General features: G+C 63.8%; 23 protein-coding genes. 9 read left to right on the top strand and 14 right to left on the bottom strand.

The genetic code is table 11. The features are described 5' to 3' along the window. Nucleotides 1-8: 8 nt before the first annotated feature. The 6 genes from ACSQ3S_RS27740 to ACSQ3S_RS27715 all read right to left on the bottom strand — a co-directional run bounded on the left by ACSQ3S_RS27740 (nucleotide 9) and on the right by ACSQ3S_RS27715 (nucleotide 6,302). Entirely contained in the window at nucleotides 9-1,151 is a 1,143-nt protein-coding gene (locus tag ACSQ3S_RS27740; RefSeq protein WP_413448593.1) for a sulfotransferase family protein, read from the bottom strand. A 19-nt stretch (nucleotides 1,152-1,170) separates the two neighbouring features. Then, nucleotides 1,171-2,406: a chromate efflux transporter gene (gene chrA / locus ACSQ3S_RS27735; RefSeq protein ID WP_436144383.1), complete on the bottom strand. Its 1,236-nt coding sequence runs from the start codon at nucleotides 2,404-2,406 to the stop codon at nucleotides 1,171-1,173. Then, on the bottom strand, nucleotides 2,396-3,427 hold the full coding sequence (locus ACSQ3S_RS27730) for a hypothetical protein (protein ID WP_436144382.1): 1,032 nt from the start codon (nucleotides 3,425-3,427) through the stop codon (nucleotides 2,396-2,398). The genes chrA and ACSQ3S_RS27730 overlap by 11 nt, the downstream gene beginning before the upstream one ends. Nucleotides 3,428-3,431: 4 nt before the next feature. After that, on the bottom strand, nucleotides 3,432-4,061 hold the full coding sequence (gene cysC, locus ACSQ3S_RS27725; RefSeq protein WP_436144381.1) for an adenylyl-sulfate kinase: 630 nt from the start codon (nucleotides 4,059-4,061) through the stop codon (nucleotides 3,432-3,434). A gap of 21 nt (nucleotides 4,062-4,082) precedes the next feature. Continuing rightward, entirely contained in the window at nucleotides 4,083-5,789 is a 1,707-nt protein-coding gene (locus ACSQ3S_RS27720; RefSeq protein WP_176652788.1) for a methyl-accepting chemotaxis protein, read from the bottom strand. A 288-nt stretch (nucleotides 5,790-6,077) separates the two neighbouring features. Next, complete coding sequence (locus ACSQ3S_RS27715) at nucleotides 6,078-6,302, bottom strand: TIGR04438 family Trp-rich protein (protein WP_176652789.1); 225 nt, start codon at nucleotides 6,300-6,302, stop codon at nucleotides 6,078-6,080. A gap of 163 nt (nucleotides 6,303-6,465) precedes the next feature. Here ACSQ3S_RS27715 and ACSQ3S_RS27710 point away from each other — a divergent pair, with 163 nt between their 5' ends. Beyond that, a complete protein-coding gene (locus ACSQ3S_RS27710; protein WP_217942150.1) occupies nucleotides 6,466-6,786 on the top strand; it encodes a c-type cytochrome in 321 nt (106 codons plus the stop codon). 73 nt (nucleotides 6,787-6,859) lie between these two features. Here ACSQ3S_RS27710 and ACSQ3S_RS27705 read toward each other — a convergent pair whose 3' ends face one another. The 6 genes from ACSQ3S_RS27705 to folD all read right to left on the bottom strand — a co-directional run bounded on the left by ACSQ3S_RS27705 (nucleotide 6,860) and on the right by folD (nucleotide 12,679). Next, nucleotides 6,860-7,999 (bottom strand): branched-chain amino acid ABC transporter substrate-binding protein, encoded by a 1,140-nt coding sequence (locus ACSQ3S_RS27705; protein WP_176652790.1) that lies wholly within the window; start codon nucleotides 7,997-7,999, stop codon nucleotides 6,860-6,862. Between the two features lie 166 nt (nucleotides 8,000-8,165). Beyond that, nucleotides 8,166-8,579, bottom strand: coding sequence for a hypothetical protein (locus ACSQ3S_RS27700; RefSeq protein WP_176652791.1), 414 nt, complete (start codon nucleotides 8,577-8,579; stop codon nucleotides 8,166-8,168). Continuing rightward, nucleotides 8,576-9,001 carry a DNA polymerase III subunit chi gene (locus ACSQ3S_RS27695; RefSeq protein ID WP_436144380.1) on the bottom strand — a complete coding sequence of 142 codons (426 nt, stop codon included), beginning with the start codon at nucleotides 8,999-9,001 and terminating at the stop codon, nucleotides 8,576-8,578. Before ACSQ3S_RS27695 ends, ACSQ3S_RS27700 begins: the two co-directional genes overlap by 4 nt. A 115-nt stretch (nucleotides 9,002-9,116) precedes the next feature. Next, nucleotides 9,117-9,728 (bottom strand): glutaredoxin family protein, encoded by a 612-nt coding sequence (locus tag ACSQ3S_RS27690; protein ID WP_436144379.1) that lies wholly within the window; start codon nucleotides 9,726-9,728, stop codon nucleotides 9,117-9,119. Between the two features lie 2 nt (nucleotides 9,729-9,730). Further along, complete coding sequence (locus ACSQ3S_RS27685) at nucleotides 9,731-11,803, bottom strand: M3 family metallopeptidase (RefSeq protein WP_436144378.1); 2,073 nt, start codon at nucleotides 11,801-11,803, stop codon at nucleotides 9,731-9,733. Nucleotides 11,804-11,833: 30 nt separating this feature from the next. Next, nucleotides 11,834-12,679 carry a bifunctional methylenetetrahydrofolate dehydrogenase/methenyltetrahydrofolate cyclohydrolase FolD gene (gene folD / locus ACSQ3S_RS27680; RefSeq protein WP_436144377.1) on the bottom strand — a complete coding sequence of 282 codons (846 nt, stop codon included), beginning with the start codon at nucleotides 12,677-12,679 and terminating at the stop codon, nucleotides 11,834-11,836. Nucleotides 12,680-12,916: 237 nt separating this feature from the next. On the opposite strand from folD, the gene aceE reads away from it, so the two are divergent. Genes aceE through ACSQ3S_RS27660 form a run of 4 tightly spaced genes read left to right on the top strand, consistent with a single transcriptional unit; the run spans nucleotide 12,917 to nucleotide 19,545 of the window. After that, on the top strand, nucleotides 12,917-15,607 hold the full coding sequence (gene aceE / locus ACSQ3S_RS27675) for a pyruvate dehydrogenase (acetyl-transferring), homodimeric type (RefSeq protein WP_436144376.1): 2,691 nt from the start codon (nucleotides 12,917-12,919) through the stop codon (nucleotides 15,605-15,607). 32 nt (nucleotides 15,608-15,639) lie between these two features. Then, complete coding sequence (aceF, locus tag ACSQ3S_RS27670) at nucleotides 15,640-17,304, top strand: dihydrolipoyllysine-residue acetyltransferase (RefSeq protein WP_436144375.1); 1,665 nt, start codon at nucleotides 15,640-15,642, stop codon at nucleotides 17,302-17,304. Between the two features lie 9 nt (nucleotides 17,305-17,313). Further along, on the top strand, nucleotides 17,314-19,098 hold the full coding sequence (lpdA, locus tag ACSQ3S_RS27665) for a dihydrolipoyl dehydrogenase (RefSeq protein WP_436144374.1): 1,785 nt from the start codon (nucleotides 17,314-17,316) through the stop codon (nucleotides 19,096-19,098). Between the two features lie 60 nt (nucleotides 19,099-19,158). Beyond that, nucleotides 19,159-19,545 (top strand): hypothetical protein, encoded by a 387-nt coding sequence (locus ACSQ3S_RS27660; protein WP_436144373.1) that lies wholly within the window; start codon nucleotides 19,159-19,161, stop codon nucleotides 19,543-19,545. Nucleotides 19,546-19,549: 4 nt separating this feature from the next. Here ACSQ3S_RS27660 and ACSQ3S_RS27655 read toward each other — a convergent pair whose 3' ends face one another. Together ACSQ3S_RS27655 and ACSQ3S_RS27650 are read right to left on the bottom strand one after the other, a co-directional pair. Then, on the bottom strand, nucleotides 19,550-20,848 hold the full coding sequence (locus ACSQ3S_RS27655; RefSeq protein ID WP_436144372.1) for a M20/M25/M40 family metallo-hydrolase: 1,299 nt from the start codon (nucleotides 20,846-20,848) through the stop codon (nucleotides 19,550-19,552). A 21-nt stretch (nucleotides 20,849-20,869) separates the two neighbouring features. Next, nucleotides 20,870-21,292: a PACE efflux transporter gene (locus ACSQ3S_RS27650; protein ID WP_436144371.1), complete on the bottom strand. Its 423-nt coding sequence runs from the start codon at nucleotides 21,290-21,292 to the stop codon at nucleotides 20,870-20,872. A gap of 92 nt (nucleotides 21,293-21,384) precedes the next feature. On the opposite strand from ACSQ3S_RS27650, the gene ACSQ3S_RS27645 reads away from it, so the two are divergent. The 4 genes from ACSQ3S_RS27645 to ACSQ3S_RS27630 all read left to right on the top strand — a co-directional run bounded on the left by ACSQ3S_RS27645 (nucleotide 21,385) and on the right by ACSQ3S_RS27630 (nucleotide 24,039). Continuing rightward, entirely contained in the window at nucleotides 21,385-22,296 is a 912-nt protein-coding gene (locus ACSQ3S_RS27645; protein ID WP_436144370.1) for a LysR family transcriptional regulator, read from the top strand. 45 nt (nucleotides 22,297-22,341) lie between these two features. Beyond that, on the top strand, nucleotides 22,342-23,007 hold the full coding sequence (locus ACSQ3S_RS27640) for a thiol:disulfide interchange protein DsbA/DsbL (protein ID WP_436144369.1): 666 nt from the start codon (nucleotides 22,342-22,344) through the stop codon (nucleotides 23,005-23,007). 31 nt (nucleotides 23,008-23,038) lie between these two features. Beyond that, complete coding sequence (locus tag ACSQ3S_RS27635) at nucleotides 23,039-23,335, top strand: TfoX/Sxy family protein (protein WP_436145084.1); 297 nt, start codon at nucleotides 23,039-23,041, stop codon at nucleotides 23,333-23,335. A gap of 146 nt (nucleotides 23,336-23,481) precedes the next feature. Further along, nucleotides 23,482-24,039 carry a transcriptional regulator gene (locus tag ACSQ3S_RS27630; protein WP_436144368.1) on the top strand — a complete coding sequence of 186 codons (558 nt, stop codon included), beginning with the start codon at nucleotides 23,482-23,484 and terminating at the stop codon, nucleotides 24,037-24,039. Nucleotides 24,040-24,046 lie beyond the last annotated feature (7 nt).

Below are 24,046 nucleotides of genomic sequence, written 5' to 3'. Positions count from 1 at the left end.
CTAGTCGCTTAGTCGGTCACTTCAAAAGCGGCCGGGTCGAGTTCGTCCAGCGTGACGATCGCATTGCGCCCCGGCTGCGACGCCTGCAGGCTTAACCTGGCGTTCAACTGCGCCAGGTAGTCGGCGCGGCAGCGACGCAGCACATAGTCGCGGAAATTATCCTGTTCCAGTTCGCGCCAGGCGCGCTCGCGGCCCTCGCCGGAGCGCAGGCGCGCCTGCGTCGTCAGCTCCGGCGTGATGACGGCGTCGCCGTCGGTCAGGCGCGTGTAGCCGTAGCGGTCCATGTAGTCGCCGGCCAGCGTTTCGATGACGTTGATCTCCGGCGTCGTCAGCTGCTGCTTGAACTTGTTGATGTTGGCGACGATGGGCGGATAGCAGTTGGACGACCACAGCGCCGACAATTGCGAGATCTGCTTCGCCTCCTGCGATCCGGCGACGTCGAGCATCTGCGGCAGGAAGTCTATGCCGAGGAAGCCGCATACCGCTTCCAGCGTCGCCTGCTGGCGCGACAGGAAGTCTTCATAACGTATCGTCAGCACCCGGTCCGGCCAGCGCTGGCGCACATGGTCGGCGGCGCGGTGCGCGGCCACCCAGGTCTGGGCGTTGAGCATGGTGTCGAAGTCGTGGATGATGGCGCGGTTCATCGACGCCACCTGCGCGCGCGGATCGCGCACCACGTTCACGAACAGCATGTCCGGATACAGCTGCATCAGTTCATCGGCGTAGTGCACGCTGTCGAGCGACTTGTCCATTACCACGCCGGCGTGCTGGCGTTCGCCCGCGCGCAGCAGCAGTTCCCACACCACGCGGTGCACGCTGCGCGGCTGGTGGCGTATGGCTTCGAATATCTCCACTGGATCGAACACCGTTCCCGGCCACTTGACCATGCTGACCGCCTGCAGTCCGACCACGTCGGTCACCATGCGGAAGTAGGCGCGGTCGTCGCGCAGGTCGCCGTAGTGCGGCACCAGCGGCATGAAGTCGACGATGTGCAGCGGGTAGGGCGAGTAAAACTGCGGCGACATGTTCAGGCGCAGGCGCAGCGCGTGGCTGCCGCAGCGGCGCAGCGGGATCATCATCACGGGGCGCGGGCGGGCGCCCTGGGTGTTCGTGGCATTGTTCATGGCGGTATTCGTGGCATTGTTCGTGATAGTCATTCCATTTCCCTTTTCAAAAAACCAGCCAACCTGCCAGCGCCGCGCAAGCGACGATCCAGGCGGCGTCCACACGAAAACGCACCAGCGCTACCAGCGCCAGCACGCAGATCAAAACGGATATCCATGCCGGCGCGGCCATCCGGGCGATGGAGACGGCCGCGGAAAACACCATGCCCGCCAGCGCCGCCCGCACGCCGGACAGCGCGGCCTGCACAGCCGGCGAATGGCGCACGCGCTGCATGGCGCCGCTGGCGGCGATGATCAGCACCGCGCTGGGGATGAACATGCCGGCGCTCGCGGCGGCGGCGCCGGCCACGCCGGCCACCTTCAGGCCGACGAAGGCGGAGCTGATCATCACGGGGCCGGGGCTGAGCTGGGTCAGCGCCAGGCCGTCGACGAACTGGCGCGCGTCGAGCCAGCCGTAGGTGTCGACCACGGTGTGCTGCAGCAGCGGAATGAAGACGTAGCCGCCGCCGAAAGTCATCAGGCTCATGCCGGCGAACACGGCGGCCAGCTTGAACAGCAGAGCCGATTGCGCGCCCTGCGACGACAGCCAGGCCAGCGGCGGCAGCAGCGCAGCCAGCGCGGCGCCGATGCCGCGCGCCGACGACGCGCCGCCATCGGCCGGGCGCACCGCAACGGACGGCGCCGGCGCAACCGCGGCCGGACGCCAGATGTAGCCTGTCGCTGCGGCAAGCGCCATCACGGCCAGTGTGGTCGGCAGACCGGGCACGATGGTCAGCGCCAGCGCAGCTCCGATGCCCAGCGCGGCCTGGCGGCCGTCGTGCACGGCGCCGCGCCACAGGCGGCAGCCGGCGGCCAGGATGACGGCGACGATGGCCGGTGTGATCCCTTGAAACAGCGGCCGCACGATGTCCATGCTGCCGAAGCGGAAATACAGGCTGCCCAGCGCGACGATGCAGGCGAAGGCCGGCAGCACCGCGCACAGCATGGCGACGCAGGCGCCGGCGACGCCGCGCAGCCGGTAGCCGGTGTAGGCCACGACGTTGATCGCCACCGGACCTGGCAGCACCGAGGCCATCGCCAGGCCGTCGAGCAGGTCGGCGGCGGGCAGCAGGCGGCGGCGCTCGACGATGACGTGCTGCGTCATCGACACCATTGCCATGAAGCCGCCGATGCTGGTGCAGCCGATGCGCAGGAACAGCAGCGCCAGCGTTGCCAGGCTCACTTGATGCTGGCCGGCGGCGCGCGGTTCGGCCGCTGTCAGCGGATGGCGTTCAGCATGCATGGCCGATGTCGCCAGCAGGTGCGGCCGAGAGGCCGAAATAATGGCGGAAGCGGTCCATGAAGCGGCCCAGTTCCCCCTGCGGCAGGCTGTTGATGCCGGCGGCGGCAACGCGGCCGCCGCCGCCTTCGAATTGCTGGCACAGGCCGCAGGCGCTGTACAGCGCCGGCGCGCCGGAGCGCACGCTGACCAGGTAGGAGCCGTCCGTCCGCTCGTTGAGCACGGCGAACGACGAGCCGTCGCGGCGCGCGGCGAGGCTGTTGGCCAGCACGCCGCTGATGCGGCGCGACCAGGGCGCCGCCGGCAGCACGTAGATGGCGCCCCCCGGCTCTTCCCAGTACGGGCGCAGTTCGCGCAGCAGGCCGCAGTCTGCGCGATAGCCGTCGAGCAGGCCGCGATAGGCGTCGCTGGCGGCGATGAAGTCGAACGGATCCTCGTAGCCGCTCAGCTCCCGGTACAGCGCGGCGGGCGCGATGTGCAGGTCTTCCACGCACTCGCCATAGGCGTTGTAGTTGATGGCCTGGCCCAGCTGGGCCAGCGCCGCGGTGGCCGCGTCGTCCAGCGCCAGGCTTTGCGCCAGCTGCCGCGCCTCCGGTTCCAGGTTGTCGCCGAAGGCCGCCGTCACCGCCCAGCGCCGATAGCGGCCGCCCAGGTGGCGGTCCACCAGGATGCTGGTGCAGACGTCGGGCGCGGCGTTGCAATGCAGGCGCAGCGCGGGATGAAGGAATGCCTGGTCGGCAGAATGGTGGTCGAAGTATTCGACGCGCGCGCCGGCGTCGAGCACGCGCCGCAGCTCGCCGGCGTTGGCGTCCAGCGAGATGTCGAGCACCAGCACGCTGGCGCCGGCGCAGGCATGGCTGGGCACCTTGCGCAGCAGCTCGATGTCGCGCTTGACGCCGGTCACCAGCGCCGTGTAGGCCGGGGCGTGCAGCCGCATCTGGTGCAGCGCGCAGATGCCGTCGGCGTCGCCGTTGAAGACGTCATAAGCCACCGCCGCAACGGTGCTGGAGTGATGCTGGTCCATGGCGTCAGAGGAAGCGGTGGGACAGATGCTGGAACAGCCGGTCGCAGGCCAGCTCCAGCGACAGTTCGCCGGTGTCGAGCGACATCGCCGGCTCCAGCGGCACCTCGTACGGCGCCGAGATGCCGGTGAACTCGGGTATCAGTCCGGCGCGGGCCTTCTTGTACAAGCCCTTGGGATCGCGTTCCTCGCACACCGCGCCCGGCGTGCTGACGTAGGTCTCGACGAAGTTGTCCTCGCCGATGATGTCGCGCGCCATGGCGCGGTCGCTGCGCAGCGGCGAGATGAAGGCGCAGATGACGATCAGGCCTGCGTCGTTCATCAGCCGCGCCACCTCGGCGCTGCGACGGATGTTTTCCTGTCGGTCGGTCGGCGAAAAACCGAGGTCGCGGTTCAGGTGGTGGCGCAGGTTGTCGCCGTCGAGCACATAGGCCATGCGGCCGTCGGCGATCAGCCGGCGTTCCAGCGCGCAGGCCAGCGTGGATTTGCCGGCGCCGCTCAAGCCGGTCAGCCATACGGTGGCCGCATGCTGGCCGACATGGTGCAGGCGGGTCTCCGCCGTGACCTGGCTGGCATGCCAGAAGATGTGCGGCGTCCCGGCCTCGCTGTCAGCGCCGATTTTGTCTAACTTACCCATGATGTTGGCTCCCGCTGCGGCTTAGAACTGTTCCCATTCGGCCGCCGCCGGTGCGGTCGCCCTGGGTCGCACGGCCGGCTTGCGTGCCGCGCTGTTGGTCAGGCGCGGTGCAGGTGCGGGCGCCCTCATTGTCACCAGCGGCCGCCGTGCGCCGGCCGTGGCCATCGCGTCGGTACGGAAGATGCCGACCACTTCGTTCAGGCTGTTGACCTGTTCCTGCATCGCCTGCGCGGCGGCAGCCGCTTCCTCGACCAACGCGGCGTTTTGCTGCACCACGTCGTCCATCTGGGTCACGGCGTCGTTGATCTGCTCGATGCCGGCCGATTGCTCCTGGCTGGCCGCCATGATCTCGGACATGATGTCGGTGACGCGCTTGACGCTGGTGACCACCTCGTGCATCGTCGATCCGGCCTGCTCGACCAGGCGGTTGCCCGCTTCGACCTTGTCGACCGAATCGCCGATCAGGTCCTTGATTTCCTTGGCCGCCGCCGCCGAGCGCTGCGCCAGGTTGCGCACCTCGGTCGCCACCACGGCGAAGCCGCGACCCTGTTCGCCGGCGCGGGCCGCTTCGACCGCCGCGTTCAGCGCCAGGATGTTGGTCTGGAAGGCGATGCCGTCGATGACGGCGATGATGTCGACGATCTTGCGCGCCGAGACATTGATGGCGGCCATCGTGTCGACCACCTGGGCCACCACGGCGCCGCCCTTGGCCGCGACGTCGGACGCCGATTCGGCCAGGCCGTTGGCTTGCCGCGCGTGGTCGGTGTTGATGCGCACGGTGCTGGTCAGTTCTTCCATCGACGACGCGGTTTCCTCCAGCGTGCTGGCCTGCTGCTCGGTGCGCGACGACAGGTCCAGGTTGCCGGAGGCGATCTGCCCGGCGGCGGTGGCGATGGTCTCGGTGCTGGTGTGGACTTGCTTGACGATCTGCGCCAGGCTTTCGCGCATCGATTCCATCGCGAACAGCAGGCTGGTCTTGTCGCCTTGGCGGATGTCGATGTGCACCGCCAGGTTGCCGGCGGCGATCTGGCCGGCGATTTCCGCCGCTTCGTGGGGTTCGCAGCCGAGCTGGCGCACCACGCCGCGGGTGATCAGCAGCGCAGCGATCACGCTGGTGATCAGGGCCAGCGAGCCGATGATCAGCATCACCGTGCGGGCCTGCTGGTACGCTTCGGCCGCGGCCTCGGTACCTTCGATGTTTTGTTTTTCCTCGACGGCGATCAGCTTGCGCAGCAGCTCCCACCAGGCTTTTTGCACAGGCCGGAACTCATAGCGCAACAGCTTGTACGCCTCGTCCTGCTTTTGCTCCAGCGCCAGCGCTGCGGCGCGCTGGATGAACGGGCCCGCCACCACGGCCTGCTTGCTGATCTGTTCCAGCAGGGTTCTTTCCTCGTCCGAGGTTTCCTTTTGCGTCCGGAACATTTGCCCCAGCTGCTCTTGCGCCGCCGCATATTTCTTTTCCTGCTCGGCGATGCGTTTGATCTCGATCTGGATTTCCTTGTCTTCCTTCAGCAGGATCAGGTTGCGCATCGCCAGCGCCCGTTCGGTCACCGTCAGGTCCATGGTCTGGGCCAGCTTGGTCTCGACTCCGTTGATTTTGGTTATTTCATCCATGCGGTCCTGGATCTGCCGCATGCTGGTCAGACCCAGCGCGATAACCACCAGCAGAAACACCGCCACCAGGCCAAAACCCATGCCCAGCCGTTTTGCAATTGTCAAACCTTTCATACATCCCCCCGACGATCCGACACCAAGATTCAAATAAGCAAATGCGAAGCCCGCATAAGCAAACCTATCTTAGTGACCGGAAGCGAGCAACAAACTCCCCAAAAATCACATAGGGCGCGGATGCAACAGCCAAATTAGGGATTGACGTTGACGTGTGGAAAGTTTAATTCGCTTTTCTTCATAGGGCGGCGGCGCGAAGATGGCCTGCCGGAGCGGCCGGCGGCTTGCATAGAGGTAGGCTGAAATAGATTTGTATGGAATTGTAAAAGCGCCCGCCGTGCGGCGACATCAGGGCTTTTTGTCGAAGTTTTGCTTCACCCGCGCCTTGCGGCGTTTTTCATCTTCGTCGTGGGCCTTGCGTTTGTCCAGGCCAAACATGGGTTCCAGGAATTCGAACCAGGCGAAGGCAAACACCATCAGCCCGATAATCCACCACCACGATAGCAGGGCGAACTTCCACACTTCAAAATAACGCAGTCCGCACAGGACCACGATCAACAGGATCATAGGCATGGTCATCTCCTTCAGTTACGTCATCTTACAAAGAAAATGCCTTTGCAGGGAGCAATATTCCGTTATCGGTCAACGGGGATATCCCGTATGGCGTTAAATGCGTAGGGGAAAAACACGGTAGAATTGTTGGCGGAATTGAGTAGGACTTACCATGGAGAAGACAATGAAACGTAATTTGATGATGGTTGGGATGGTTGTCGCGTCGGCGTTCGCGTCGCAGGCCGCAATGGCCGATGCCGGCATGGACCTGGCGAAAGCCAAGAACTGCCTGGCTTGCCACGCTGTGAGCACCAAGCTGGTCGGCCCGGCCTACAAGGATGTGGCCGCCAAATACGCCGGCCAGAAAGACGCCGAAGCCAAGCTGGTCACCAAAGTGATGAAAGGCGGTTCCGGCGCCTGGGGCGCGATCCCGATGCCGGCCAATCCGCAGGTGACCGATGCGGAGGCGAAGACGCTGGTGAAATGGGTGCTGGCGCAGAAATAATCCACGCCGCAGCCGCAAAAAAAAACGCGCCGGGGGACTGAACCCGGCGCGTTTTTCGTTGGTGCGAGGAGGCTTACTTGATGACCGACATCCGGGTCTTGCTGCCGTTGTCGTAGTTGTACAGCGTCAGCGCGCCGTCCTTGATGTCGCCCTTGTTGTCGAACTCGATCAGGCCGGTCACGCCCTGGTACTTGATCTTCTGCAGGAACGGCAGGTACTTGGCCGGCTCGGCCGAGTTGGCGGCCTGCATCGCGGCGGCCATCGTCATCACCGAGTCGTACACGTACGGCGCGTACAACTGGACGTCCATGTTGTACTTCTTCTTGTAGCGGGCGTGGAAGTCGTCCATATTCTTCTGCAGCTCGGGCGAGACGCCGCCCGCTTCGGCGCAGGTGACGACCTTGACCGCGCCTTCGCCGGCCAGCTTCGGCAGCGATTCGGTGCACAGGCCGTCGCCGCCCATGTACTTGGCCTGGATGCCCAGTGCCTTCATCTGGCGCAGCAGCGGGCCGCCTACCGAGTCCATGCCGCCGAAGAACACCAGGTCGGGGTTCTTGCCCTTGATGGTGGTCAGGATGGCGTTGAAGTCGGTGGCCTTGTCGGTGGTGAATTCCTTGCCGACGATTTGCACGCCGGGCAGCGCCTTCTTGGCGCCCTTGATGAACTCCTCCGCCACGCCCTGGCCGTAGGCGGTGCGGTCGTCGATGACGGCGATTTTCTTGATGCCCATCTTGCCGACGGCGTAGCTGCCCAGCGCGCTGCCCAGCTTGGCGTCGTTGGCGACCACGCGGAAGGCCGAGTTGAAGCCCTGCTGCGTGTACTTGGTCTGGGTGGTGGCCGGCGAGATTTCCGGAATGCCGGCGTCGAAGTAGATCTTCGAGGCGGGGATGGTGGTGCCCGAGTTCAGGTGGCCGATCACGCCGTTGACCTTGGCGTCGACCAGCTTCTGCGCGACCGCCGTGCCCTGTTTCGGATCGGCGCCGTCGTCTTCCAGCACCAGCACGAACTTGACCGGCTTGCCGCCGATCTTGATGCCTTTGGCATTCAACTCTTCAACCGCCATCTTGGCGCCGTTTTCATTGTCCTTGCCCAGGTGAGCGGAAGGACCGGAGACCGGAGCGACGTGGCCGATCTTGATCACTTCTTGCGCACCGGCGCTGCCAGCGAAAGCCAGGGCGATGGCGAGTGGAATGAACTTCGTCTTGAACAGCATATACATTCTCCAATGGTTGAATAACGGTGTCTCGTGAACGCCGCAGAATTTTTTCTGCAAGGCCAAAAGGTACAACAAATTATTCGCTACGCAAAGGGAGAATTGCAGGGAATTGAACTTTTGGCGGTTACCGGGGGTAACCGCCAAGGAGGGGGAAGCGGGGAAACTACTTTTTTTGCGCCTGCAGGTGCGTCAGTTCCTGCGACACGGCGCGGGCGACGATTTTTTCAATGGTGTCGTGCAGGCCGATGCGGATCTCGTTGGTCAGGTCGTGCAGCGCGTGGCTCAGCACCTCGGCCATGCTGTCCTTGATGCGCTGCTCCAGCACGAAGTCCACGCGCGACTGCAGCTGGTGCATGATGCGCTCGGACAGGCGGTGTTCCATCATCGCCCATTCCGCCTCGCTCCAGCCGTCGATGGCTTCGGCCTCCAGCTCGGCGGCCATTTCGGAACGCTTGGACAGCGTCGAGCGTGTACCGGAAGCGGCCTCGCCTGGCAGCAGGTCTTCGCCCAGCGGCTCGGCTTTCAGGACTTCCGTCAATACAGGGATACTGGCGTCAAACGATTGGGCTTGGCTCATGATTTTCCTGTGACAAAGTGGGTAAGTGGGTAGTCTTGCTGCTTGTATGCGACGTATCGCTTGCGGCCGGCAGCCGCATCATCCTCGTCGGAGGAAATCACTTCTATCATGCGCTCGAATTGCGCGACCCCGGAAGGTGCGCGGCGCGACAAATTTACCAATAATTCTTTGTGTGGTAATTCCGCCTCATCGTTGTCGGTGAGAATGATTGGAGTATGTGGCGCGAGCGCATCGCCGGCAAGCACGTGCGGCAGGAAGCCGGTCGCGGAAAATGTCCACATCGCCGCGTTAAGTTCCGCCAGTTGCACCTCATCTTCGGCCATCAGCACCACGCGGTTGTTGGCCGCGTATGCCTTGCGCACGAGGCGGCAGGCATAGGCGATCTTGTCCGGCACGTTGGTGTGGAAATCGATGCGTGTCATGGCTGTCTGGTCTGCTCTGTAGAGGGAAGTGCATGCGGCGTGGCGCCGCTTGATTCCAGTTTATTCGAAATTGATTGTTACCGCTGGCACCGATGTTGCTACCGTGCGCCGATTTTTAGAATTGGAAGCCCGGCGGCGCGTTGACCGGCGGCGGAGGCTTGACAGCGTCGATTTCTGTGCGTGTCGGCTGCTCCGGTGGAGGCGGCGGTGGCGGCGCCGCAGGGACCGGCGCGGGGTACTGGTAAGTCGCCGGCAGGGTCTTCTCGGTCGGATAGCCGGCCTCGCTCAGCAGCACGTCCCAGCTGCCCTGCTCGAAGCCGGTGAGCTTGCTGCGGCCCACCAGCAACAGCGGCAACTGGCCGTTGCTGCCGGCCTTCTTCAAGGCCGCCTGGTCGTCGGCCGTGGCGACGGTTTTTTCGCGGAACGGAATGCCGCGCGCCATCAGCATGGCGCGGCCGTTGCTGCAGCCGCCGCAGTCCGCCGTGGTGTACAGCGTGACCGGGCGATTGCGGACGGCGTCGGCCAGTTCCGGCGGCAGTTCCACCGACGCGCCGCCGGTGGCAAACGATTTCACTTCGACCCTGGTCCTGGCCGGCGTGCTCGGCGGCGGCGGCTGGTCGCTGTAGTGCGTCACGCCCTTGTCGTCCTTCCACTTGAAGACCTGCGCGCCGGCCGTGCCTGAGCACAGCAGCGCAAGGGCGAGCACGAGCACGGCCGGCCGCTTCATGCTCAGGCCGCCATGCCGCTGTGACGCAGCAGCGCGTCGATGCTCGGCTCGCGGCCGCGGAAGGCGGTGAACGATTCCAGCGCGGGGCGCGAACCGCCGACCGACAGGATCTCCCGCAGGTAGCGCTTGCCGGTTTCCGAGACGGCGTCCGGACCCAGCGCCTGCGCTTCCTCGAACGCCGCGTAGGCGTCGGCCGACAGCACCTCGGCCCACTTGTAGCTGTAGTAGCCGGCCGCGTAGCCGCCGGAGAAGATGTGGCCGAAGGAATTCTGGAAGCGGTTGAACGCGGGCGGAATGACCAGCGCGAATTTGGCGCGCACCTCGTCGATGACTTGCTGCACGGTCTTGCCGGTGCTGGCGTCGTAGTCGTAGTGCAGGTGCATGTCGAGCAGCGAGAACTCGACCTGGCGCAGGGTTTGCAGGCCGGACTGGAAATTCTTCGCGGCCAGCATCTTGTCGTACAGCGCGCGCGGCAGCGGCTCGCCGGTGACGGCGTGGGCCGTCATGTGTTCCAGCACTTCCCACTCCCAGCAGAAGTTTTCCATGAACTGAGACGGCAGCTCGACCGCGTCCCACTCGACGCCGGAGATGCCGGACACGCCCAGCTCGTCGACCTGGGTCAGCATGTGGTGCAGGCCGTGGCCGAACTCGTGGAACAGCGTGGTCACTTCATCGTGCGTGAACAGCGACGGCTGCACCTTGCCGTCGACCACGGCGGGCTCGGTGAAGTTGCAGGTCAGGTAGGCGACCGGCGTCTGCACCGCCTTGTCGTCGGCGCGGCGGCCGCGCGCGTCGTCCATCCAGGCGCCGCCGCTCTTGCCGGCGCGCGCGTACAGGTCCAGGTAGAACTGGCCGATCAGCTTGCCGTTGCGTTCGATGCGGAAGAAGCGCACGTCCTTGTGCCAGACCGGCGCGGTGTCCGGCTTGATCTCGACGGTGAACAGTTGCTGGATCAGGCGGAACAGGCCGTCGATCACTTTGTGCTCGGGGAAGTACTGCTTCACTTCCTGCGCCGAGAAGGCGTAGCGGCGCTCCTGCAGTTTCTCGGAAGCGTAGGGGATGTCCCAGGCTTTCAGTTCGGCTATGCCCAGTTCGTCCTGCGCGAATTTTTTCAGCTCGGCCAGGTCCTGCTCGGCGAACGGACGGGCGCGTTTGGCCAGGTCTTCCAGGAAGGCGATGACTTCGTCGGGCGACTTGGCCATCTTCGGCACCAGCGACACTTCGGCGAAGTTTTTATAGCCCAGCAGCTTGGCTTCCTCGTCGCGCAGCTTCAGCAGCGTGACGATGTTTTGCGTGTTGTCCCAGTCTTCCTTCTTGCTGAACACCTCGCCCTGCTCGGACGCCTTGGTGGCGTTGGCGCGGTAGATGGTCTCGCGCAGCTCGCGCTTGTCGGCGAATTGCAGGATGGGGAAGTAGGACGGGAAGTGCAGCGAGAACTCGTAGCCTTGCTTGCTTTCCTTTTCCGCCGCGGCGCGGGCTGCGGCCTTGACGTCGGTGGGCAGGCCGGCCAGGTCGGCCTCGTCGGTCACCAGCAGCTTGTAGTCGTTGGTGGCGTCGAGCACGTTTTCGGAGAAGCGCGTCGACACCGACGCATGCTCTTCCTGGATCTCGGCGAAGCGTTCCTTCTTATCCGCCGGCAGTTCGGCGCCGCCCATGCGGAAGTCGCGCACGGCGTTGTCGATGATGCGCTTGCGCGCCGGCGCCAGCGTGGCGAACTCGGCCGAGGCGCGCAGCGCCTTGTATTTGGCGAACAGCGCCTCGTTCTGGCCCAGCTCGGTCCAGAACTCGGTGACCTTGGGCTGGTTCTCGTTGTAGACGGCGCGCAGCTCAGGCGTATCGACCACATTGTTCAGATGGCTGACGATGCCCCAGGCGCGGCCCAGCAGTTCGGTGGCGTTTTCCAGCGGGGTGACGAAGCCGTCCCAGGTCACTTGCTCCGACGGCGCCTGCAACTGCTCGACCACGGCGCGGCTCTTGGCCAGCAGATCGTCGATGGCAGGGGTGACATGCTCGGGCTTGATCGCATCGAAACGCGGCAGTCCGGAAAAGTCCAGCAGGGGATTTTGGTCAGTCATCTTGAGTCCAATAGGTACGATACGGTTTATTTAAGTGCGCTCGGCCGCTTCGACGGTGTTCATCAGCAGCATGGTGATGGTCATCGGACCCACGCCACCCGGCACCGGCGTGATGTGCGAAGCCACTTCCTTGATGCCGGCGAAATCCACGTCGCCGCACAGCTTGCCCGCCTCGTCGCGGTTGATGCCGACGTCGATGACGATCGCGCCCGGCTTCACCATATCAGCGGTCAGCGTGTTGCGGCGGCCGGTTGCGGCCACAACGACGTCGGCCTGGCGGGTGTACAGGCCCAGGTCCGGCGTCGCACTGTGGCAGATGGTGACGGTGGCGTTGGCTTGCAAGAGCAGCAGCGCCATCGGCTTGCCGACGGTGTTGCTGCGGCCGATGACGACCGCGTGCTTGCCGCGCAGGCTGACGCCGGTGCTTTCGATCAGCTTCATGCAGCCGTACGGCGTGCACGGGCGGAAGCCGTCCAGGCCGGCCATCAGCTCGCCGGCGCTCAGCACCGAATAGCCGTCCACGTCCTTCTTGGTGGAGATGGCTTCGATGACCTTGTGCGGGTCGATATGCTTGGGCAGCGGCATTTGCACCAGGATGCCGTGGATGGCCGGATCGGCGTTCAGCGCGGCGATGCGCTCCAACAGGGCGGCCTCGGTCATGTCCGCAGGGTATTGTTCCTTCAACGAATAGAAACCGGCGTCCTCGCAGGCCTTGACCTTGTTGCGCACGTACACATGGCTGGCCGGGTCGTCGCCGACGATGATCACGGCCAGGCCGGGCTGCTTGCCTTGGGCGGTGAGGGCGGCAGCACGTGCAGCAATTTCCGTGCGCAGTTTTTGGGAGAGGGCGATTCCGTCGATCAGTTGTGCAGGCATGATTTAACCAGGTTGGAGAGGAAAGCAGGATTATAAAGCCGCAGCGCGCGCTGCGCCTCGTTTCCCACGGTTTAGTGATGTTGCGCCGCACAAGATTCTCATAGGTAAATTTCATAATACGAAATGGCGTATCGTAATTTGAAAAATAAGAAAACTGCTGTTAGAATCGCACACGGCATTGAAGTATTGGTAAATAATCAGCGTTACGTCAGCACTCAAACTCAGGAGACTTAATACATGTCAGCTCAACTTGACCAGGTTACGGCAAACACCGACCCTGATTCGCAGGAAACCAAAGAATGGTTGGACGCACTGGCTGCAGTGCTGGAACAAGAGGGCCCTGAACGTGCTCACTACCTGATGGAGCGCCTGATCGACCTGGCCCGCCAAAGCGGCTCGGATATCCCGTTCTCCGCCAATACCGCCTACGTCAACACCATTCCCGCCCACCTCGAAACCCACTGCCCCGGCAACCTGGAATACGAAGAGAAGCTGCGCTCGTGGATGCGCTGGAACGCCATGGCGATGGTCGTCAAGGCCAACCGCGTCGACGGCGACCTCGGTGGCCACCTGTCCTCGTTCGCCTCGCTGGCCAACATGCTGGGCATCGGCTTCAACCACTTCTGGAAAGCGCCTAGCGACAGCCATGGCGGCGACCTGCTGTACATCCAGGGCCACTCGTCGCCAGGCGTCTACGCCCGCGCGTTCCTGGAAGGCCGTTTGAGCGAAGAGCAGCTGACCCATTTCCGTCGCGAAGTCGGCGGCAAGGGCCTGTCCTCGTATCCGCACCCGAAACTGATGCCGAACTTCTGGCAGTTCCCGACCGTGTCGATGGGCCTGGGCCCGCTGATGGCGATCTACCAGGCCCGCTTCCTGAAGTACCTGCACGCGCGCTCGATCGCCGACACCACCGACCGCAAGGTCTGGGCATTCTGCGGCGACGGCGAGATGGACGAACCGGAATCGCTGGGCGCGATCGGCATGGCCGCGCGTGAAAAGCTGGACAACCTGGTCATCGTCGTCAACTGCAACCTGCAGCGCCTGGACGGCCCTGTGCGCGGCAACGGCAAGATCATTCAAGAGCTGGAAGCGGACTTCCGCGGCGCCGGCTGGAACGTCGTCAAGGTCATCTGGGGCCCGGGCTGGGACGCCCTGCTGAAGCAGGACAAGGACGGCATCCTGCGCAAGGTGATGATGGACACCATCGACGGCGAATACCAGAACTACAAGGCCAAGGACGGCGCCTACGTGCGCAAGCACTTCTTCGGCAAGCATCCGAAGCTGCTGGAAATGGTCGCCAACATGACCGACGACGACATCTGGCGCCTGACCCGCGGCGGCCACGATCCGCACAAGATCTACGCCGCCTTCAAGGTCGCGCAGGAACACAAAGGCCAACCGACCGTGCTGCTGGTGAAGACCATCAAGGGCTTCGGCATGGGCAAGCACGGCGAAGCACGCAACACCGCGCACAACACCAAGAAACTGACCGACGAAGCGATCCGTGAAATGCGCGACCGCTACTCGATCCCTATCCCGGACGACCAGCTGGCAGACATCCCGTTCTACAAGCCTGCCGACGACGCGCCGGAAATCAAGTACCTGCACGAGCGCCGCGCCGCGCTGGGCGGCTACCTGCCGGCCCGCCGCATGAAGGCCGACGAGAAGCTGACCGTACCACCGCTGACCGCGTTCCAGAACGTGCTGGACCCGACCGCCGAAGGCCGTGAAGTGTCGAGCACCCAGACCTACGTGCGTATCCTGACCACGCTGCTGAAAGACCCTAGCGTCGGTCCGCGTATCGTGCCGGTGCTGGTCGACGAGTCGCGCACCTTCGGTATGGAAGGCCTGTTCCGCCAGGTCGGCATCTTCAACCAGCAAGGCCAGTTGTACGAGCCGGTCGATAAAGACCAGGTGATGTACTACCGCGAAGACAAGGCCGGCCAGATCCTGCAAGAGGGTATCAACGAAGCCGGCGGCATGAGCTCGTGGATCGCAGCGGCGACTTCGTACTCGACCAACAACCGCGTGATGATCCCGTTCTACACGTACTACTCGATGTTCGGCATGCAGCGTATCGGCGACCTGGTCTGGGCCGCCGCCGACATGCGCGCCCGCGGCTTCCTGATGGGCGGCACCGCCGGCCGCACCACGCTGAACGGCGAAGGCCTGCAGCACGAAGACGGCCATAGCCACCTGTTCGCAGCGGCTGTACCGAACTGCATGCCTTACGATCCGACCTTCGGCCATGAAGTGGCAGTGATCATCCAGGACGGTATGCGCCGCATGGTGGAAGATCAGGAAGACGTGTTCTACTACATCACCATCATGAACGAGAACTACCCGCACCCAGGCATCAAGCCGGGCCAGGAAGAGGGCATCCTGAAGGGTATGTACCTGCTGCAGGAAGGCGACAAGAAAGCCAAGCAGCGCGTGCAGCTGATCGGCTCCGGCACCATCCTGCGCGAATCGATCTTCGCCGCCGAACTGCTGCAGAACGACTGGAACATCGCCGCCGACGTGTGGTCCGCTCCGTCGCTGACGCTGGTGGCGCGCGAAGGCCAGGACGCCGAGCGCTGGAACCTGGTCAATCCGACCAAGCCGCAACGCGTGCCTTACGTGGCGCAGCTGATGAAGGATACCTCCGGCCCTATCGTTGCGACGACCGACTACATGCGTGCGTTTGCTGAACAGATCCGCGCCTTCATTCCGAAAGACCGCACCTACCGCGTGCTGGGCACCGATGGTTTCGGCCGTTCGGATACCCGTGCCGCACTGCGCGAGTTCTTCGAAGTGAACCGTTACTACATCACGGTCGCCGCGCTGAAATCGCTGGCGGAAGAAGGCAAGATCGACGCCAAGGTGGTTGAACAGGCAGTCGTCAAGTACGGCCTCAATGCCGACAAACCAAATCCGGTGACCCAATAATCCGCTAAGAAAAAAGAAACGGAGCAAACGCTATGAGCATTGTGGAAGTTAAAGTCCCGGATATCGGTGATTTCAAGGAAGTTGAAATCATCGAGTTGATGATCAAGGTCGGCGACACCATCAAGGTGGACCAGTCGCTGATTACCGTTGAATCGGATAAGGCCAGCATGGAGATTCCTTCGTCCGCCGCTGGTGTGGTCAAGGAAATCAAGGTCAAGGTCGGCGACAAGGTGGCCGAAGGTTCGCTGCTGCTGTTGCTGGAGGCTGATGGCGCCGGCGCGGCCGCTGCTCCTGCCGCCGCCGCACCGGCCGCCGCGGCTCCCGCACCGGCGCCTGCCGCTGCCCCAGCGCCCGCGCCGGCTGCCGCCGCTTCGTCCGGCCCGGTCGAAGTCAAGGTGCCGGACATCGGCGACTTCAAGGAAGTGGAAGTCATCGAAGTGATGGTCAAGGTTGGCGACACGATCAAGGTCGACCAGTCGCTGCTGACCGTTGAATCGGACAAGGCCAGCATGGAAATCCCTTCGTCGCACGCTGGTGTGGTGAAGGAAGTGAAGATCAAGGTTGGCGACAAGGTTGCCATGGGCACGGTCGTGCTGGTGGTGGAAGCTACGGGCGGCGCTGCCGCATCTGCAGCTGCCCCTGCCGCAGCCGCCGCGCCAGCAGCTGCAGCCGCCCCGGCCGCAGCCGCTCCATCGCCGGCACCAGCCACTGCCGCCGCTGCGCCAAGCGCATCGCAAGGCTCGGTCCAAACCGGCAAGCTGGCGCACGCATCGCCGTCGATCCGCAAGTTCGCCCGCGAACTGGGCGTGGACCTGGGCAAAGTGCCAGGTTCCGGTCCTAAAGGCCGCATCACCCAGCTGGACGTGCAGAACTACGTCAAGGGCGTGATGGCCGGCACCACATCGGCGCCTGCCGGCGCAGCCGCGGGTTCGGGCGTTGGTGGCGGCGGCAACTTCAGCGTACTGCCATGGCCGTCGCTGGACTTCAGCAAATTCGGTCCGACCGAACTGCTGCCGCTGTCGCGCATCAAGAAAATCTCCGGTCCCAACCTGCACCGCAACTGGGTCCAGATTCCGCACGTCACGCAGTTCGACGATGCCGACATCACCGACCTGGAAGCGTTCCGCGTCGAGACCAACAACGCCAATGCCAAGAACAAGGACGCAGCCAAGCTGACCATGCTGGCCTTCGTCATCAAGGCATCGGTCGCCGCGCTGAAGAAATTCCCGTCGTTTAACGCGTCGCTGGATGAGAAGGGTGAAAACCTGATCCTCAAGCAGTACTACAACATCGGCTTCGCCGCCGACACGCCGAACGGCCTGGTTGTACCGGTGATCAAAAACGCCGACCAGAAATCGGTCTCGCAGATCGCCAAGGAAATGACCGACCTGTCGCTGCAGGCGCGCGAAGGCAAGCTGAAACCGACCGACATGCAAGGCGCCAGCTTCACCATCTCGTCGCTGGGCGGCATCGGCGGCACGCACTTCACGCCTATCGTCAACGCGCCGGAAGTGGCGATCCTGGGCCTGTCCAAGGCCTCGATCAAGCCGGTCTGGGACGGCAAGGCATTCCAGCCTCGCCTGATGATGGGTACCTCGCTGTCCTACGACCACCGCGTGGTCGACGGCGCGATGGGTGCTCGCTTCTCCGTGTACCTGAGCGAAGTGCTCGGCGACATGCGCAAAATTCTGCTGTAAGGAGCGACTATGAGCACAGAAGTGAAAGTGCCGAACATCGGCGACTTCGCAGAAGTTGAAGTGATCGAAGTGATGGTCAAGGTTGGCGACACGATCAAGGTCGATCAGTCGCTGATCACCGTGGAATCGGACAAGGCCAGCATGGAGGTTCCGTCCTCGCACGCCGGCGTGGTCAAGGAAGTCAAGGTCAAGGTCGGCGACAAGGTCAAGGAAGGTTCGCTGATGCTGGTGGTGGAAGCTTCCGCCGGCGCGGCCGCCGCTCCGGCAGCCGCAGCCCCTGCACCGGCTGCCGGCGCACCGGCTCCGGCCCCTGCGCCGGCACCGGCCGCACCGATCGCCGCGCCAGCCGGCAGCAGCTACGCCGGCAAGGTCGACATCGACTGCGACATGATGGTGCTGGGCGGCGGTCCTGGCGGTTACTCCGCCGCGTTCCGCGCCGCGGACCTGGGCCTGAACACCGTGATCGTCGAGCGTTACGAAACGCTGGGTGGCGTGTGCCTGAACGTGGGCTGCATCCCGTCGAAAGCGCTGCTGCACGTGGCATCGGTGATCGACGAAACCTCGCACATGTCCAACACCGGCGTCACCTTCGCCAAACCGACGATCGACATCGACCAGGTACGCAAGTACAAGGAAGGCGTCATCAAGAACATGACCGGCGGTCTGGCCGGCATGGCCAAGGCACGCAAGACGCAGGTCGTCACCGGCGTCGGCCAGTTCCTGAGCGCGAACCACATCGAAGTCACCGCCGGCGACGGCACGAAGAAAGTGGTGCAGTTCAAGCAGGCCATCATCGCTGCCGGTTCGGCCGTGGTGAAGCTGCCGTTCGTGCCTGAAGATCCGCGCATCGTCGACTCGACCGGCGCGCTGGAATTGCGTCAGATCCCGAAACGCATGCTGGTCATCGGCGGCGGCATCATCGGCCTGGAAATGGCCACCGTGTACTCGACCTTCGGCGCGCGCATCGACGTGGTCGAAATGATGGACGGCCTGATGCAAGGCGCCGACCGCGACGCGGTCAAGGTCTGGCAGAAGTTCAACGAGAAGCGCTTCGACAACATCATGACCAAGACCAAGACCGTCGGCGTTGAAGCGCTGCCGGAAGGGATCAAAGTCACCTTCGAAGCGGCGGAAGCCGGCGCCACCGCGCCTGCGCCGCAGGTCTACGACCTGGTGCTGGTCGCAGTGGGCCGCAGCCCGAACGGCAAGAAGATCGCCGCCGACAAGGCCGGCGTCGTGGTGACCGATCGCGGCTTCATCCCTGTGGACAGCCAGATGCGCACCAACGTGCCGAACATCTTCGCCATCGGCGACCTGGTGGGCCAGCCTATGCTGGCGCACAAGGCGGTGCACGAAGGCCACGTGGCGGCGGAAGCCGCAGCGGGCCAGAAGTCGCACTTCGACGTGAAGGTGATTCCATCGGTGGCCTACACCGATCCGGAAGTGGCATGGGCCGGCATCACCGAGGACGAAGCGAAAGCCAAGGGCATCAAGGTCGAGAAGGGCCACTTCCCTTGGGCAGCGAGCGGCCGCGCCGTGGCCAATGGCCGCGCCGAAGGCTTCACCAAGCTGCTGTTCGACGCTGAAACGCATCGCATCATCGGCGGCACCATCGTCGGCACGCACGCCGGCGACATGATCGGCGAGATCGCGCTGGCGATCGAGATGGGTTGCGACGGCACCGACATCGGCAAGACGATCCACCCGCACCCGACCTTGGGCGAGTCGATCGGCATGGCCGCCGAAGTGTACGAAGGCGTCTGCACCGACCTGCCTCCACCACGCAAGCGCTAAGCGTAGTATCATCACAAAACCGGGACTTGTTCCCGGTTTTTTTATAGCCGGGGTTTCAAGATGTCTTCCATACTGTCGTTTATCCCCTTGCTGCTGTCGATCGCGCTGTACACCAGCATCGTCAAGTTCGCCGCCTTCCTGTACAGGCGCGCGCTGCTGAGCTGGCGCGACGCCTGCATCTTCAGCTTGATCTTGTTGATGGTGCTGGGCGCCGGCACGCTGCTGAACCGTTTGTCGGGCAACGCGATACCGCTGGCCGTGTCGATCGCGGCCGGCATGGTGATCCAGGTCGGCATCGGCGCCTGGTACCTGGCGCCCCGCGCGCACACGGCCGGCGGCGAACCGCAGGGCAGCAAGGGCGCAGCCATGCTGGCGCTGATCGCCTATGGCTTGATCGCCGCACTCGGCCTGTTGGCCGGCGTGGCGATGGTGGCGCTGCGCGGCTGATGACTTAGCGCGTCAGACGGTAGAGCAGGATCGCGGTGCGGATGGTGGCGCGTTCGATGGAGGCGATTTCCAGGTCTTCATCCGGCGAGTGGGCGCCGTTGCCGGTGGCGCCCAGGCCGTCGAGGCTGTCGACCAGCGGCGCCACGAACTGCACGTCGCCGGCGCCGCGCTGGCCCGGCGGCAGGGCGGGGATCTCGCCCAGGCCGGCGTCGCTGCTGGCTTGCGAATAGGTTTTCAATACCGCCAGGTTGCCCGGCGTCGGCGACATCGGCGGATACGATTCGTGGAACACAATGCTGGCGCTGGTGCCCGGCAGGTTCTGCGCGACGATGGCTTTCATCTTGGCGTGCGCGCGGTCGCGCTGCTCGTAGCTGAGATAGCGCAGGTCTCCTTTCACAGTGGCCGTCTTGGCGATCACATTGCCCTTGCCGGAAGCCTGGCCGTTGGTGCCGGTGGCGTCGACGCTGATGTCGGTGCCGCCCATGATCAGGCCGGGGCTGAAGGTCAGGTCAGGCTCGATCACCTGCTGGCGGAAGCCGTCCAGTATCCGCGCCGCTTCGTACACCGCGCCATAGCCGGCGCCTTCGGTGAAGATGCCGCTGGAGTGGCCTTGCTTGCCCTTGACCTCCAGTTCCCACGACGACGAGGCGCGGCGGCCGATGGTGCCGGTGTCCTTGCCGTTCTTGTCGCGCACCGTGGCCTCGAAGGCGAGGGCGATGTCGCTGCGTTTGGCGGCGGCGATCATGTCGCCGCGAGAAATCTCGATCGGATGGCCGGCGCTTTCCTCGTCGCCGCTGAACATCACCGTGATATTGGTATTATCCAGCGCGCCCACGCGCTGCAAGGCGCGCAGGGCTTCGACGATGATAACGTCGCCGCCTTTCATGTCGTTGACGCCTTGGCCGCGCACGCGTGCGCCGTCGCGCTTCCACAGTTGTACCTTGCTGTCTTTTTCAAACACGGTGTCCAAGTGGCCGATCAGCAGCAGGCGCTTGCCTTGCTTGCCTTCACGCGTGGCGACCAGATGGCCGGCGCGTTGCAGCGCCGGCGGCATGTCGATCCAGCGCGTGACGAATCCCAATTGATCGAACTGCTCGCGGAACAGCTTTCCAACTTCGCGTACGCCTTCGTAGTTCATGGTGCCGCTGTTGATATTCACCGAGCGCTCCAGCAACTGCAAGCCCTGCTCGGAATGCGCCTTCACTTCGGCGACAATCTTCTGCTCAACCGGCGAAAGCTCGGCGGCATGCGCCACGCTCAACGTCATCATCAGTGCTGCGAACGCGTACGGTTTCAATACCATGTGGACTCCGGAAGTTGAATCTCAAGCTTGCGCCGACGCGGGCAGACCAAAGATGCGGTCGAAAGCGAGGCTGAAGAGAAAGGTATAAATCATAAAGAATACCACCAGCCCCACGTCCAGCACAAAGGCTTCCCACAGCGAGACATCCAGCCACCACGCGAACAGCGGCACCAGGATGATCACCAGGCCGCCCTCGAAACCCAGCGCGTGCGCGACGCGGCGCAGCCAGCTGCGGCCACGCTTGGCCTGGCGCGCTTCCCATGCTTCGAACATGCCGTTGTAGAGGAAATTCCACACCACCGCGACCAGCGACGAGGCCACGGCGGCGATGCCGGCATGTCCGGCGTCGTGCCCGGCCAGGAACACCAGCGCACTGCTGGTGAGACCGATGGCGATCAGTTCAAACAATGAGATATAGACGACCTTGCGTTTCAGTCCTTGCATAATGTTTCCTCCGTAATACGATGCAACCATGGTAATCGACTATTTCTGATCGAAAAAGTCGACAGCTATCAGTTTTTCTGACAGCATGAGGCATGGCCTTCTCCAGCGATAACATCACCATCTTTCTTGCCGTGCTAGATCACGGCTCGTTTTCCTCAGCGGCGCGGGCGCTGGGACGGGTGCCGTCCGCCGTCAGCATGGCGATTGCGAACCTGGAGGCGGAGCTGGACCTGCAGCTGTTCGAGCGCAGCTCGCGCGAAGTGAGGCCGACCGCATCGGCGCGCGCATTGGAGGCCGAGGCGCGGCAGATGGCCGGCCAGTTGCGCCGCCTGCAGGCGCATGCGCTGTCGCTGCACCAGGGGCTGGAGCGGCGGCTGACGCTGGCCATCGCGCCCGAGCTGTTGTCGGCGCCGTGGAGCGATCCGCTGGCGCGGCTGGCGCAGGAGTTCCCGTCGCTGGAGGTGGACGTGCTGTCGGCGCCGCAGAACGACGCGCTGCGCATGCTGCACGACGGCTCGGCGCAGTTGGCGCTGATCTACGAGCGTCCGCAGACCGACCAGCGCGAAAGCTTCCAGGAGCTGGGCAGCGAGGTGCTGGTGGCGGTGATCTCGCCGCGGCATCCGCAGGCGCGCGAGCGCAACGGCCAGTTCCGGCTGGAAGACCTGGTCGATATCCGTCAGATCGCCATCGTCAGCCGCGACGCGCGGATGGAGGACGAACGGGTGCTCATCTCGCGCAAGCTGTGGCGCACCGACAGCCATCTGGCCACGCTGCGGCTGGTGCAGGCGGGCGTCGGATGGGCCTACCTGCCGCGCAGGCTGGCGGCGCCGATGCTGGACTCGGGCGAACTGCTGGGCATCGGCTTCTCGCACATGAGCAACCAGGTGCAGTTGTGGGTGGACGTGGTTTGGCTCAACGACCAGCCGCTGGGCCTCGGTGCGCGGCGCCTGATCGCGCTGATGAAGGACATCGCCGGGCTGGAGGCGCGTCCGCCGCAGCAATAGCGAAGCTGGTATATTCGCAGTGCCGATTTTTGATAAAGGACATCCATGCTACGCTTGAAACTCGCAGTCGCCGCTGTCGCCTTGCTGGCCGGCGCCTCATTTGCATCGCCCACCGCGCCGCGCAACGGCGCCGAGTACACCACCTTGAAAACGCCGCAGCCGGTGCAGGCGCAGGGCAAGAAGGTCGAGGTGATCGAGTTCTTCATGTATCACTGCCCGGCGTGCTACGCGCTGGAGCCGGCGATGCTGGAGTGGGTCAAGAAGCAGGGCGACAACATCGTCTTCCGCCGCATCCACCTGCCGCTGACCGGCGAGAACGATCCGGAGGCGCACCTGTTCCTGACTCTGGAAGCGATGAAGCTGGAAGAGTCGCTGCACGCCAAGATACTGAGCACCTGGCACGTCGAGCGCCGCCGCCTGAAAAGCGACGCGGACAATCTCGATTGGGCGGTGAAGAACGGCATCGACAAGGACAAGTTCCTGGCGGTGTACAACTCGTTCTCGATCGTCACCAAGCTGAAAAACGCCGGCCGCGTGGCGGGCACGTATGAGGTCACGAGTACGCCGACCTTGATCGTCGGCGGCCGCTACTCGACCAATCCGTCGATGGTCGACGCCAGCAATCCTGGCATCCCGCGCCAGAAGCTGGACCAGGCGACCTTGCAGGTGCTGGACGCGCTGGTCGCGCTGGTCGCGCAGGCGCGCAAATAAGGTGGCGGCGAACAAGGAGTTTGTGAGCTGGATGCGCGAGCAGTTCGCGCCGCTGGGCGGCGCGGTCACGGATGCGGTGTTTTTCGGCGGACGCGCGTTCAGTTATCACGGCAAGCAGTTCGCGTGGGTGATGGGCAGCACGCTCTACCTGCGTGTCGGCGACGCCACCCGCGCCGGGTTCGAGGCCGAAGGCGCGCAGCCGTTTTCCTACGAGACGAAGAAGGGCACGGTGCAGGTCCGCAAATTCTACACGGCGCCCGAGTTCCTGCTGGACGATCCCGAGCAGATGCTGGTGTGGGCGCGCAAGGCGATCGATTCGGCGGAATAGACTTCCAGGTCGGATGCGGTTTGCGTTTATCCGCGAAGGGTGGCGTTCGTCGGCGCCTGGCTGCGTTTGTCGCAAGCCTGCCCCGGCGCTCGTTTCAGGATGCATAGTGATGCCATGACAATCCGTCATGACCACGGAGAATTGATATGAAATGCAAAATCCTGATTGTGATACTGCTGGCGTCCATCGGCATCGCGGCATCTGCGGCGACGGCAGGCAACTGGTTCTTGACCGGCGGGAAGCCAAAATCGTATGAAATCGGCGAGGACAGCAATGTGACGGTCAGCGGCAAGGGCGCGCGGTACATACGCTATGTCGACGGTGATGCCAACGCATTCGGCACGCTGATGCAGCAGATCTCCGCCAAGAATTATCAGGGCAAGCGCGTTCGTTTCCAGGCGATGATCAAGACCCGCGACGTCAGCAACTGGGCTGGTTTGTGGATGCGTATAGACAGCCCGGGCCCCCGCAACGCAGCGTTTTATAACAGCCAGGATAAGCCCATCGCCGGCAGTACCGACTGGCAGTTGCGCAGTGTGACCCTGGATGTCCCGGAAGACGCGGCGGCATTGAGTTTTGGCGTTATCGATGCCGGCAAGGGACAGGTTTGGATAGACCAGCTTTCACTGGAGGTGGTCGGTCCGGAGATTCCCGTGGACGTGTACCCCGGACATGGTTCATTGGCAGCGGAACCCGTACTGTAAGGTTGAA

The organism is Duganella sp. LjRoot269, from assembly GCF_964254095.1.
GTDB lineage: Bacteria > Pseudomonadota > Gammaproteobacteria > Burkholderiales > Burkholderiaceae_D > Rugamonas > Rugamonas hordei.
This window is presented reverse-complemented; position numbering and strand designations above follow the sequence as displayed.